Source organism: Stenotrophomonas sp. 89682_Sma, from assembly GCF_056481405.1.
Genome location: NZ_CM151147.1, coordinates 2,341,376 through 2,354,600 on the forward strand (window position 1 = coordinate 2,341,376; position 13,225 = coordinate 2,354,600).

10 protein-coding genes are annotated in these 13,225 nt (G+C 61.1%); 3 read left to right on the forward strand and 7 right to left on the reverse strand.

The annotated features are described in order from the left end of the window. Positions 1 to 3 precede the first annotated feature (3 nt). The 5 genes from ACZK29_RS10875 to ACZK29_RS10895 form a co-directional block, all read right to left on the reverse strand. Complete coding sequence (locus ACZK29_RS10875; protein WP_005411761.1) at positions 4 to 735, reverse strand: HupE/UreJ family protein; 732 nt, start codon at positions 733 to 735, stop codon at positions 4 to 6. After that, positions 732 to 3,869 carry an efflux RND transporter permease subunit gene (locus ACZK29_RS10880; protein ID WP_005411762.1) on the reverse strand — a complete coding sequence of 1,046 codons (3,138 nt, stop codon included), beginning with the start codon at positions 3,867 to 3,869 and terminating at the stop codon, positions 732 to 734. Before ACZK29_RS10880 ends, ACZK29_RS10875 begins: the two co-directional genes overlap by 4 nt. Positions 3,870 to 3,878: 9 nt before the next feature. Then, on the reverse strand, positions 3,879 to 5,114 hold the full coding sequence (locus ACZK29_RS10885) for an efflux RND transporter periplasmic adaptor subunit (RefSeq protein WP_478447039.1): 1,236 nt from the start codon (positions 5,112 to 5,114) through the stop codon (positions 3,879 to 3,881). Further along, positions 5,111 to 6,361 (reverse strand): TolC family protein, encoded by a 1,251-nt coding sequence (locus tag ACZK29_RS10890; RefSeq protein ID WP_478447040.1) that lies wholly within the window; start codon positions 6,359 to 6,361, stop codon positions 5,111 to 5,113. The genes ACZK29_RS10885 and ACZK29_RS10890 overlap by 4 nt, the downstream gene beginning before the upstream one ends. A 91-nt stretch (positions 6,362 to 6,452) precedes the next feature. Next, positions 6,453 to 6,821 carry a hypothetical protein gene (locus ACZK29_RS10895; protein WP_390328763.1) on the reverse strand — a complete coding sequence of 123 codons (369 nt, stop codon included), beginning with the start codon at positions 6,819 to 6,821 and terminating at the stop codon, positions 6,453 to 6,455. 602 nt (positions 6,822 to 7,423) lie between these two features. Here ACZK29_RS10895 and ACZK29_RS10900 point away from each other — a divergent pair. Further along, the gene (locus tag ACZK29_RS10900) at positions 7,424 to 7,900 is read left to right on the forward strand and encodes a cyclin-dependent kinase inhibitor 3 family protein (RefSeq protein WP_478447082.1); all 477 of its coding nucleotides are present in this window, start codon (positions 7,424 to 7,426) and stop codon (positions 7,898 to 7,900) included. A gap of 288 nt (positions 7,901 to 8,188) precedes the next feature. Then, positions 8,189 to 9,766, forward strand: a complete 1,578-nt coding sequence (locus tag ACZK29_RS10905) for an ATP-dependent nuclease (protein WP_478447041.1) — start codon at positions 8,189 to 8,191, stop codon at positions 9,764 to 9,766. A 168-nt stretch (positions 9,767 to 9,934) separates the two neighbouring features. Here the strand turns inward: ACZK29_RS10905 and ACZK29_RS10910 are convergent, their stop codons facing one another. Then, a complete protein-coding gene (locus ACZK29_RS10910; protein WP_024956864.1) occupies positions 9,935 to 10,636 on the reverse strand; it encodes an adenylate/guanylate cyclase domain-containing protein in 702 nt (233 codons plus the stop codon). Between the two features lie 2 nt (positions 10,637 to 10,638). Continuing rightward, positions 10,639 to 11,559 (reverse strand): TIR domain-containing protein, encoded by a 921-nt coding sequence (locus tag ACZK29_RS10915; protein ID WP_095052052.1) that lies wholly within the window; start codon positions 11,557 to 11,559, stop codon positions 10,639 to 10,641. Between the two features lie 133 nt (positions 11,560 to 11,692). Here ACZK29_RS10915 and ACZK29_RS10920 point away from each other — a divergent pair, with 133 nt between their 5' ends. Further along, positions 11,693 to 13,225 carry an adenylate/guanylate cyclase domain-containing protein gene (locus ACZK29_RS10920; RefSeq protein WP_111205582.1) on the forward strand — a complete coding sequence of 511 codons (1,533 nt, stop codon included), beginning with the start codon at positions 11,693 to 11,695 and terminating at the stop codon, positions 13,223 to 13,225.

A 13,225-nucleotide genomic window follows, 5' to 3' on the forward strand; every position in this document is an offset into this window, starting at 1 on the left:
AAATCAGGAAACGAAGTAGCCGGTGAGCTGCATGCCGATGAGCACGAAGCCGGCCATCATCAAGATGGTGTTAACGCCGTAGGCCTGACGGTTGAAGGACGGCAGTCGACGCCAGAAGCCCATCACAATCAGGATGCCGGCAAGCGCTAGCAGTTGGCCGAGCTCAACGCCCACGTTGAACGCAAGCATGTTGGGGACCAGCCCGTCCGGCGATAGCGAGAAGTCCTGAAGCTTCGTGGCCAGGCCGAAGCCGTGGAAAAAGCCGAAGACAAGGACCGCAATCTTGGTGTTGGGTTGCACGCCGAACCAGCGCTTGAACGCGCCCATGTTGTCCAAGGCCTTGTAGACCACCGACAGGCCGATGATCGCGTCGACCAGATAGGCGTTGACGTGAAAGCCGCCGAGCACGCCGAGCAGCAGCGTCGTGCTGTGACCAATGGCGAACAAGGTGACGTAGATGCTCACGTCCCGCATGCGGTAAAGGAAGAAAATCACCCCGAACAGGAACAGAAGGTGGTCGTATCCAGTCACCATGTGCTTGGCGCCGAGGTAGGTGAACGCGATCAGTTGCCTACCGGTGCTTTCTTCAAGGAAGGCCTGGTCGCCCTCGCTGACACCGTGCGCGAACGCCGCAAACGGCAGGAGGACTGCGGCAAGCATCGAAAGCCATGCAAAGAGCTTGGTGGGGGAAGTCAAAGACGAGTTCCTTGTGCGGAAAGGAGATGGATGATTCATGGGGAGCGACTTTCCAGATCAGGTTTTTCGCGGTGGATCAGTCGATACAGCGCCGGCAGCACGAGCAGTGTCAGCAGCGTTGAAGAGATGATTCCGCCGATCACCACGGTTGCGAGCGGGCGCTGAACTTCCGCGCCAGCACCGACGTTCAGAGCCATGGGAAGGAAGCCCAGGCTCGCCACCAAGGCCGTCATCAGGACCGGCCGGAGGCGGGTAAGGGCACCTTCGGTGACAGCCCTATGCAGGGGCATGCCCTCTTCTCGCAGGTTCTTGATGAAGCTGATCATTACCAGGCCGTTGAGCACGGCAACGCCCGAAAGCGCGATGAACCCCACGCCTGCGGAGATGGATAAGGGAATGCCGCGCAGCCATAGCGCCACCACGCCTCCGGTTAGCGCGAGTGGCACGCCACTGAACACGATCGCAGCATCCTTTCCTGAGCCGAATGCCATGAACAGCAATCCGAAGATCATTACCAGAACCACTGGCACGACGATGGACAGGCGCTTGCTTGCCGAGATCAACTGCTCAAAGGTGCCGCCGTACTCGATCCAGTAGCCTTCGGGCAGCTGGACTTCTTGTCCGACTTTGCTGCGCAACTCCTCGACAAAGGACCCCAGATCGCGTCCGCGCACATTGCTGGTGATCACCACCCTGCGTTTGCCATTCTCGCGGCTGATCTGGTTGGGACCGGGCGCAATCTCGACCTTGGCCAACTGCCCCAAGGGAACGAAGCTACGCTCCTGGCCGGTGCTCGCCCCTGGCGCGACGGCTACAGGTAGTGACGCCAGTGTTCCGATGTCCTGACGCAGGTTCTCCGGCAGACGAACCACGATGTCGAAGCGGCGATCGCCTTCGAACACCTGGCCGACCGATTCACCTCCCAACGCCACCGAGATGGTCTTTTGCACGTCATCGATGGCTACACCGTATCGTGCAAGTGCATCCAGGTCCGGCGTGATCGTCATCAAGGGCAGACCGGTGACCTGCTCAAGTTTCACGTCGGCCGCTCCTTGGATCCCACTGGCAACGTTCTCCACCTGACTACCGATGGCTGCCAGTTGTTCCAAGTCGTCGCCGTACAGCTTGACGGCAACCTCAGCCCGAACGCCGGCAATGAGCTCGTTCATCCGCATTTGCACGGGCTGAGTGAACTCGTAGTTGTTGCCAGGAATGGCGCGAACCACCTTCTCGAGCTCGGCAACAAGCTGCGCCTTCGGCTTGCGCGGATCAGGCCATTTGTCCCGATCTTTGAGCATGATGAAGGTGTCGGCTACGGAGGGGGGCATGGGGTCGGTCGCCACCTCGGCAGTGCCGATTTTGGCGACGACTTCGTCCACCTCGGGGAACTGCTTGATTGCCGCTTCCAGCTGACGTTGCATGCCGATGGCCTGAGTCAAGCTGGTCCCTGGAATTCGGAGCGCATGCAGTGCGATATCGCCCTCATCCAGGTTCGGAATGAACTCAGTGCCGAGACGGCTTGCAAGCAGGCCCGCCAGGACGGTGAGCACTGCGGCCGAGGCCACCACCACCTTGCGTGCGTTGACGGCTCGCTCAAGCATCGGGCCATACAGCTTGGTAACCCCGCGCATGGCCTTGGTTTCCTTCTCCGAAACCTTCCCCGTTACGAACTGAGCCACAGCGGCCGGCACGAATGTCAGGGACAGCGCCATGGCACCGGTAAGCGCGATGACCACGGTAAGCGCCATCGGGTGGAACATCTTCCCTTCCACGCCGGAGAGGGCAAAGATCGGGATGTAGACCGCCGCGATGATGAAAAGGCCGAACAGGCTTGGCTTGATCACTTCTGCACTGGCACTTGCCGCCAAGGAGAATCGTTCTTCCCGGGTCAACAGACGGCCCAGAAGATGTTGCCGCTCGCCAAAGCGGCGCAGGCAGTTCTCCACGATGATGACCGCCCCATCGACGATCAAGCCAAAATCCAGTGCGCCCAGGCTCATCAGATTCGCGGAGACACGATTCTGGACCATGCCTGTGATCGTCAGCAGCATCGTCAATGGAATGACCGCCGCAGTGATCAGCGCCGCACGAAGATTGCCCAGAAGCAGGAAGAGGACCGCGATGACGAGCAGGGCGCCTTCGAGAAGGTTCTTCTTCACCGTCTCGATGGTCCGGTCCACCAGTTCGGTTCTGTCGTAGACGGCATGCGCCCGCACGCCGTCAGGCAAGGTGGCGTCGATGTCCTTGAGCTTGGCGGCAGTTCGCTGAGCCACGTCTCGGCTGTTTTCACCGATGAGCATGAAGGCCGTGCCAAGGACTACTTCCTTGCCATCTTTGGTTGCCGCGCCTGTGCGAAGTTCGGTGCCTTCTACAACGTCCGCCAGATCGCCAACGCGCAATGGCATGCCATCACGGTTGGCCACAACGATCTTGCGCAAGCCCGCCATGTCGGCCACCTGGCCCGGCACGCGGACCAGGTACTGCTCACCGCTCTTCTCGATGTAGCCGGCGCCCACGTTGGCGTTGCTGCGTGCCACGGCTTCCAGCACGTCCTGCAACGTCAGTCCGTAGGCTTGGAGCTTCTTCGGGTCCGGCGTGATGTGGAACTGGCGAACATAGCCTCCGACGGTGTTGACCTCCGTTACGCCCTTCAAGTGGCGCATCTGCGGTCGGACCACCCAGTCCTGCAGCGTACGAAGCGCCATTGGTGTCCACGTCTCCTCAGCACCCGGCTCAGCCTCCACGGTGTACATGAAGATCTCGCCCAAGCCCGTCGCTACCGGTCCAAGGCTTGGCTTGAGTCCCTCGGGCAATTGGGATGCCGCTTGCTGAAGCCGCTCTGCGACCTGCTGACGGGCGAAGTAGATGTCCGTGCCATCTTCAAACACCACCGTGACCTGAGACAGGCCGTAGCGTGAGATGGAACGGGTGTATTCCAGCTTTGCCAACCCGGCTAACGCTGTTTCGACGGGGAACGTGACCCGTTGCTCGGCCTCCAGCGGTGAGTAGCCGGGAGCTTCGGTGTTGATCTGCACCTGGACATTGGTGATGTCAGGAACGGCGTCGATGGGAAGCTTGCTGTAGTTCCAGATCCCAAGGCCTGAGAAGGCCAGGACCAGAACGAGCACAAGCCATCTGTGCGCGATGGACGCGCGAATGATTCGCTCTAGCATGGGGCGTCCTTAGTGGTCGTGGCTTGCGCCGGACTTTTCGATGTCGGCACGAATCAGGTAGCTCTGCTCGGACACGTAACGGGTGCCTGGCTTCAGTCCTTTCAGAACCTCCACGCGCTCGCCATCGCGCCTACCCAGTTCAAGCATCCGCACCTCATAGCTGTCGCCCACCTGGGCGAACACAACGGTGAAGTCCCGGAAACGCTGAAGGCCCGATTCTTTTACCGTCAAAGGAACCTCCGTTTCCGCGATGACGACCTCGGCGGATACGGCCATTCCCGGTCGCCATCTGCCTTCACCGTTGGCAAGGGCCACGCGTGCCACCACGGTCTGGCCCGCGCTGGCCAGCGGCAGGATGCCCTGCAGCTTTCCCGTTGTTTCCAAACCACCTGTTGCCGAACGGATGGTCACCGCTTGGCCCGGGGACAGGCGCTCGGCGTCGCTTCCCAGCGCACGCAAATCCACCCAGACCTCGGAAAGGTCAGCTATCTCGAACAGCGTGTTGTCGGCAGCGACATCTCCTACCGCCGTATTGCGTGCGAGCACCACGCCACTGAAAGGCGCCGTGACGGAGTAGGTCCGCATGCTGTCATTGCCCTCCACCGTGGCCAGCGTCTGACCGGCCGAGACGCGTTGTCCCATCTCGACCGTCACACTGCGGACCACGCCCGGGAAACGTCCCTTCACCGCAGCAAAGCGACCGGTGTCGACCGCGACGTTGCCCATAAGCGAGACAGTGTCCCGGATGACCCCTGGTTCGGCGGACTCAACCACGACACCTGCGTCGGCAGCGGCTTTCGTATCTATGGTTGTGCGACCTTCGTACGAGGCGTAGGCCCAGGTGTAGTTCTTCCCACCCACCACTGCATCGGCTTTGACGTCAAAGGAGTGCGGTTCAACCACCTCCCCGTTGCCCACTAGGTAATCGTTCTCTGGAACAAAGCTGAAGTTGTTGACTTCGCCGTCCAGTCGCTTGAGTTGCATCGTCGCTTTGACTTCGCCAGGTGCCAGCGGCTTGTCGTTGCGATAGGCATACAGTCGGAACTGCGGCGGGGTATTGGTTTCGTAAACAGTTACTTCAAGGGCGAAGTCGCCGTCGCGAAGCATGCGCCCGCGATGCGGCCCTCGTTCGTAGTCGCCTGCGGCCGCAGCAGTGGCTTCAGGCTTGTCTCCCTGCGACGGTTCGTTGCCGCCACATGCAGCCAAGGCGAACGGAAGCATGATCAGGAATACGTATCGGTTCATGGGCGGATGTCCAAGGCAGAAGCGGTGAGGCGGTCGGCCTCGACCAGGAGACGGAGATAGCGCGCGGCGGATTCGACTTCCCGTTCGCGAAGGTCGAAGAGCCGCTGCTGCGCTTGGCTGAGTACCAGGAAGGAGAAGCGACCTTCCTCAAAGCCTCTGCGGCTCTGATCAAAGGCCTGCTGGGCCTTTGGCAACTGGCGCTGGCGCACCGACTCCACCTCGGACTGCGCTTGCTTGAGCTGCTGGTAGATGCCAAACAGCTCTTGACGCACCTCCAGCATCTGCGCCTCGCGCCTGTACTTGAGCGAGGTCAGCTCGTAGTCCGCTTCGGCGACGGAGAAATCCGATCGCCGCCGGCTTCCCAACGGGACAGAGATGGACATCACCAGGCCGCTGTCTTTGGTGGCTTCCAGTCGGCGAATGCCGAGGCCAACGCTGACATCCGGCTTGGCGCTGGCCCGGGCGATCTCCCTTCTTGCACCCAGAACCCCGGCCCGGGCCTCCATGGCCCGCTGCTGTGGTGTCGTGGCGAGGCGTAGGCTCAGATCATCGAAATCATCCAGAGGGGGAAGGACCCCGGTATCCCCGGCAACCGAGCCGAAGTCCGGGCTCGGCGCCCCCCACGTGGCGGCAAGTGACATCCGCGCGCCTTCCAGCGCCTGCAACGCCTGCTCCCGCTTCAGCTCGGCATCGAGCAGGGCGATCTCGGCGGCTCTCAGGTCCGAGTCCGGATTACGGGCGGCCGCTACCCAGCGGGCCACTTCACGGCGCATGGCCTGGGCCATTTTGATGCGCTCTTCGGCGTGCTCGACATGCTCTTGGGCGGCCAGCACATCGACGAAGCGCCCCGCAGCCAAGGTGGCAATGGCGATACGGGTGACGTCCGCCTCGCTTCGGGCGGCGTCCACCTCCGCGCCACCGAGCGCTTGGCGCGCTGCCCGCTTCCCACCGAGTTCCAAGACCTTGGAGATGCGGAACGTGGATTCGGCGGCGTCCAGGCCGCTCAGGCCACCTGAGCCTGCCACGTTTTCAAGCTCGCCTCCCAGCACGAGGGGCGTAGGCAACGCCTCCCGGCCCGCACGGCTTCTGACAGCTTCCAGTTGAGCAGCGTCTGCCTGCACGCTGGGATGGGTGCCCAGGGCACGGGCAACCGCATCCTCCAGGCGCAGCACTTCAGCGGCGTGGCCAGGCACGGCCACACCGCAGGCGCCGGCAATAGCCAGCGCCCACAAACTACGTAATTTCACGGAAAATCTCCGACAAATGGTCATGACGACGCGCTGCCGGCCACCATTTGGTGAACAGCGCGCTCAGGCCGCTACAGCGCGGCAGGAGTCGTCAGACGATCGGAGGTCTAAAAGGTGAGCCGTGGTGGCCCAATGGCTCATCAACGGAGCGCAGGCCGGGCAGTAAAGATGCCGGCGGTACAGTAGCCAGGTTCAGATTCGAAAACACCAGCATGCCGGCAAAGCTCACATCGGCCTGGTGAAGGACGCTGTGGACACCTGATGCATGCTTGGGATCTACGTTGTCGCCATTTCCGGGGGCGTGTGAGTGCCCGTGCTCTGCCGTTGCAGCGATGTCGTGCTCGGCAGTGTGGAGCTCGCCCTGCTGGATCACAATCGGCCGAACAACGATGCTCAACAGCATCAGCACGAAGATGCTGAGCTGGATGAGTCGACGGTGGCGGGCCGAGAAGGCGGACATGAAAGGAAGAATAGTCGTACCCGACCTGGGTTGTCGAGAGTCCTGAGTTGCGGGTCGGTGCCTGCTCCGATTACGACTTGGCTCTCGAGGGAGGGTGTCGCTTAAGCCAACTCCGATCAAATCGCCTTGCCTCAGGCGTCGCCGCGCCTGCTGCCGGTTCTGGCCGATAGCGGGTGCCCAGTGAGGATGGTGCCTGCCTCTCGCTCCCTGGGCGATTTACTAGCGGCGGCACGCGGACGTCCGATAAGCGTGCATCCCGAGACGCGGCGAGGCTGGAACTAGGCCTCACTGATCTCTGGAGCGCCGTCCCGCAGGCTCGTTCCAACGTCGAATGGGGCTTGGGTCCTCTCTCAAGCGTTGGGCGATTCCGCGCTGCTTCTGGCATTCAGTCAGACCCTAAACGCACCACTAGGCTCACAGTTGGACTTTCAGATCAAAAGGGCGCAGCGTTCGTTCTCGCCCCAAGGGGCCGTTGATTTCGGAGAGCGCAGGTGAGCAGAACAAGTATCTCCCATCCACTGCAGATTGCGACCTTGCCTGTCGGGATGAACGGCGGTGGGATCGGCGTCACCTTTGCACCGGGAAAACATCAGGACGTCGCAATGACGGGGTCTTGGGCTCGAGACTTGGACATCGAGGTAGCGTCGATAGTTGCGTGGGGAGCACAGCATCTGATCACGTTGATTGAGCCGTGGGAGTTCGAGGAGTTACGAATTACATCCTTGGCAGAATGTGCCAAAGCGCACGGCTTGAAGTGGCACGGCCTGCCGATTACGGATGGTGCGGCTCCTGATGCGCGACTGCTTGTGCCATGGCAATCCCTAGGACCTCAGCTCGCAGCCGAGCTCTTGTCCGGACGCAGGATCGTGGTGCACTGCAAAGGAGGCCTGGGCCGGGCGGGGACCGTGGCGTCGATGCTTCTCATTGACACAGGCTACGCTTCGGACGGCATCGATGCGATTGCTAAAGTGCGCTCAGTGCGGCCTGGTGCAGTGGAGACTGCGGAGCAGGAAGAATTCATCCTGAACTGGCCTGCTCGCGGAGCCTCAAGTCTGGGGGGAGCCGCAATGCCCCGCTAACCTACCCTTTACCGCCCTGGGCTGGAATACAAGAGGACGGAACTCCGCAGGTAGTTTGTAGGGAAGCCGCCGTAGGGGACGCAGTGCTGAGCACTTTTCCTCGAACACATATAGTGCTACGACGACGAACCCGCACCGGTTGCCACCCTGACCTGGGAGCTCAGCCACGAAGACCAAAAGGCGGTCGCCGACGTCCTGGGTGCCGGCGCGTTAAGTAGTACGACCGTTGACGTAACGACAGATTACAGTGGCCACAGCACTTGGAGCATTCACGTCGATCCCAACGTGGTGCGCGCGTTTCTGCTCGACCAGCACGGTGTGGCAGGCGAAGAGCGGGAGAAGTTTTCCAAGATATTGCTGGATCGACTCGTGGTCGAGATAGATGCGCACCCCGAGCCGTCTGACCAATTGCAGGCGGTCAAGCGGTCCATCAGCGGCTTCCGCAAGGGGAAACCAGTGCTGGCGGCCATCGATATCCTGCAGAAAAGGATGCCGGCGTTCTTCTATACCTCTCACTTTGATCGCATGTCCGGGGAGATATCGCTGGACAAGCTGTCTCGTGACACCCAAAGCGGCGCGACGATCTCCCCGGGTGACCAGATTTTCCTCGACTTCCTCGAGTACGCCGGGACGTCGGTCAGCGAATTGCAGTCCAGCACACGCCTGGAAGAGCTCAACGCACGTTGCCAAGCCGCCTCCAATGAAATTACCGATGAGATCTTCGAGTTTTGGAGTCAGAACGACGCGCTCAGTGTAGAGATAGCGCTTGCCCAAGGCCTCTCCGAGGATCCCGCCCCCTTCAATAGCGGGACTGTTGCCAAAATCCGCATTCGGAATGACAACCACAAGGTTTCGGTGCCCCTGTCTGAGCGCAGCGCCGGATTCGTCTGGTTCTTCTCCTTCCTGTCGCAGTTCAAGCAGATGCGAAAGAGGAACCCCGGTGCGATCATCCTTCTGGATGAGCCTGGATTGACGCTACATGGAAAGGCGCAAGCTGATCTGCTCCGCTACATCATTGAGCGTCTACTCCCCGACCACCAGGTCATCTACAGCACCCACTCGCCCTTTATGGTGCCGGCCGATCGTCTTGCGGACGTTCGCGTCGTCGAGGACGTTGTCACCTACGACCAGCGTCGCCGCCCCACCGTTAAGGGCACACAGGTCTCCGCGGACGTCCTGAGCGTCGATCAGGACACGCTGTTCCCCCTTCAGGCCCATCTCGGTTACGAGGTTACCCAAAGCCTGTTTGTGGGAGCGCATACCCTGTTGGTCGAAGGACCTTCGGATGTGCTCTATCTTCAGGCGGCATCGCACGCGCTCAAGCAACGCAAGCGCCAAGGCTTGGACAGCCGGTGGGTGATCTGCCCCACAGGCGGCATAGACAAAGTGCAATCGTTCGCCTCGCTCTTCTCTGGCAAGGGCATCCACATGGTCGCCTTGTGTGACTACGGCAATGGCGATAAAGGCAAGGTGCAGCGGCTGAGGGAGTCTCAGATCATGAAGACTTCCGGCGTCTTGGTAGCCACGGATTTCACCGGAAAGGCGGAGAGCGACATTGAGGACTTCTTCGCACCCGCCGTCTTCGCCGACATCCTCAACGGTGCCTACGGTCTGAAGGGAAAAGGGCAAATTTCCGCCCGGCAGTTCAGCCAAGACGGTGCCCTGACGCGCCAGGTCAAACAGGCCGAAGCACTGTTTAATGTCATGGGGGCTTCCGTTCCGCCCCTGGATCATTTCACTCCCGCCAACTGGCTCATCCAGAATCAGCACGTGCTGGCCGCGGAAACTACGGCCATCAATGAAACGCTGGAGCGCTTTGAGAAGGCCTTCGCTGAGATCAATGCGGCGCTAGGGGCCGGTGCGTAGATGAACCTCTGCCAGAGCTCCGCAATGGCAGCGGGTTCCTCTCCCGGCGCGCACTCATCGGAGGGCAGGACTCGGCTGCCTGACTCCCGCGCCATGAAATCGGCCTCTAACAGTGCGCCCTTTCCCTGCCATGCTGGCCCTGCGAATGCCGGGTCCGCAGAGGGCGCTTTAGACGCGCCAAGCCCAGTCTGATCCGTGAATGCGGCGACCACCCTGCCGGTTCCAGCGGAACGCCTCCCACATCAGAGTCGGCGGCGTTCCACCGTACTTCAACTCATCAGCCAACCGGATGAACACCTCATCGGTAATCCAGGTTGACGGGGCAAGGTCCAGGTCCGTGAGCTTGGCCGCATGATTGGCCGCGCGTCCAACCCAGACGATGTCGTTGCCGCCTCGAATACCCGTGCGAGCAGCTCGGATTGGGCTGCTGTCGATTCCGACGACATGCCTCACGGTACCTGTCCAGTCGGGGTACTGCTGTTTCAACGCTGGCATGACGATCATCTTGACCGCATAGTTGATTTTCAACCCGGCCTTAGCCGCCGGCGTGGCTTGCCGGTCACCCACCCAGATGCCCATGACACGATCTCCGTCGTAGGAGGTGATCTTGCCGCCCTCTTTCCTGATGATCGTCGCTGCACAGTGCAGGAACGCTTTGTAGATCTCTGCACTCAACTGCCAGGCTTCGGTGTCGACCATATTCGTTGAGCCGTTCAGGTCCGCGTACAAAACAGTGGCACGATCAAACTCCACTGCGTCATTGCCCAATCGCAGATCTTCTGGATCGGGTACAACTTGACCTCTCCGTGTAGACCATCGGGTTTGTGCTATCGCCTGCACGGCGGCCGTCATCTCTTCCAGCAGTGCCACCGTCAGTCCCTCGGCCCAGCTTCGAGAATGCGGGAGCGAATTTGTTCGCATGCCGGTGCAATCAAAGCCCGGGCGTCCGGGCCAGGGGTGTATCGGTAGGGGACGGTCGTGAGCCCCGTGAGATCACTGGGAAGCTTCAGCTTGTCTTCGCGCGGCTCCATCAAGAAGGCGCGCCGACGCCCCAGGAATCCAATGAACATACCCAGTTCAAAGACGACGTTGTCGCGCATGACAGGCCACTCGTCACCGCGGCTGATGACCATGTCATCCGCGTGGGCCACGGCAATGGCAAAGTCTGCCTGTTCCAGCTGGCGCTCGAGCTCGTCAAGTGTGTAGTTGGCGGCGCGGAACACCCCGTGGTCCCATACCACCGTCAGGAACGGGTCGTGCTCGAAGTGCTGTACCAGCAACCGCGTGACAGGGAGCGCCTCCACCGACGACATCACAAAGACCCGGACCTGTCCGCGAGGTTGGGTAATCATGTGATTGCGCTCTTTTAGACGGCGCGAAAGGGTCGCGGCCAGCCGCCGCCAGATGACGGGGTGTGAATCCGCAATCCTGCTGAAATCGATTTCCGGCACCTTTAGCACTACGGTCGGCTCGCGTGCAGTAACAGTTGCCGCCCGCAGTTGCGCCGGTTCGATGGCTGCCATTTCGCCGACGTGGTCCCCAGCCCTTCGGGTATTAACCACTTTGCCGTTGACCAGCACGTCCACGGAGCCGGAGACAATGAAGAAAACGTCGGTCTCTGGGGCGTCCTGAGTGATAAAGGCCTGCCCTGTCCCCACGTCGAGCAATTCCCCGGCCTGTGCCAGCTGGGCTGCGGCCGCGTCCAAGCCGGCCAGCAGGCGGAACTCAGCCAAGGCGGCGATCAGTCGCCTGCCATCATCCGCCGCGAGGCGCTCGACGATCCCAGTCCCCATACTGCCCCCTTGAAAGTGTGAACTGGGTCCCAATATACGCCCAAAGGAGCTGGAATGAATCCGGCTGCCAGCCACGCCGTAGGCGACGCGACCCGCCCGGCCTGGCCTCCTCTTGGGCGCAGGGAGTAGCACGATGGGACACAGCTGGAAAAAAGATCGCACCAAGAAGCGCATTGCCACCCGTTACGCCGAAGTCCGCGACGTGGACATCCGCGATTACAAGCGGGAAACCTCGCTGGTGGATATTCCAGTCAATCGCGCCTATCGCGTCCAAGGGGCGCATGTCTACATCGACATCGTCAATCTGGCGGACATGCTTAGCTGCACTGACATCGAAGGCGAAACCTGCCACAAGCGGGCCCTTCGATTCCTGAATCAGCACTACCGCGCCGTCCATCGCATCCTCGTTGAAAGTGATGCCATCCGTGTGGACTTTCACAACCAGCGGCTGCATGCGGTTGTGACCAAGCCGTACGGCGATGCCAACGAACGCGCCCGGATCGAGCGCGCGGTTGCGATCGCCCAGCTCGCCATCGATGTGCTGGCTGAAACGGGCGACTCGGACGCGCACATCCCCAATGCCCAGGTTCGTGTCGGCATTGACAGCGGGATGGCGTTGGCCGTCAACAATGGTCGTCGCGCCAGCCGAGAACCTCTTTTCTTAGGCTCCCCAGCCAATCAGGCGGCCAAGTGTGCCGGGCATGGAGGGGCTGAAGGCATCTACCTGACGCACGGCGCACGTGCCGTGCTTGAACTGCCTACCTTGACCGGCAACAAGGACCGCACCACTTCGCTGACCGATGCTCAGATTTCCGCATGCGTCGAGGCCGCTGCACTCGGCATTTCCAAGTCGCGCATCATCGAACTCTGGAAAGATGAACAGGCCGAGCTCCCTATCGGCGAATTCAAGTTCAGTCGACCGACGCCTCCGCTTTCTGATCTGGACTTCTCCCTGCTCAGCGCGGCGAACTCAAGGCGATTTGATGGCGTTTCGATCTATGCCGACATTGACGGATTCACCGACTTCGTGGACAAGCACTTAGAGGAGGATCCCGAACATCTGGTTCGAACACTGCACGTATTGCGCTCTGAGCTGGATGCGGTCGTACACGAGGATTTTGGAGGGCGTCGTGTCCGTTTTATTGGCGACTGCCTTCATGGGGTGCTGCTGGAGGGCACGTCACGGACGACAGATGCGCAGGACACGGTCAGCACCGCTGCCCAGTGCGCGGGTGCATTGCGCAGCAGTTTCTCCACTGCCCTGGAGCAACTGAGCGCCGAAGGCGCGGAAGTGGCAGAGCTGGGATTGGCCATTGGCTTCGAACTTGGCCCCCTTGCCATTTCCCGCCTGGGCATGAAGGGGAGCCTTCTGCGGTGTGCCACGGGGCGAGCGGTGTTGGAATCTGAAGCCCAACAACGACTCTGCGACGGTGTGGAGACGGCCATTGGTGAAAATGCCTACAAGGCCGCCAGCGCCGCGATACGGACCGTCTTTACCGACAAGCGAAAGGCGGCGAACCTAGACTATGCCGCAGCGGTGGAGGAACTCGCCGCATCCGGGGACCGCGTGGCGAAGGCAACACTGGAGGCACACTACGCTGAAGTGGCACCCGCAGTGGCTCCTGCGCTCGCGCAGCCGATCCGTCCTCATGTGGCCGCGACGTGA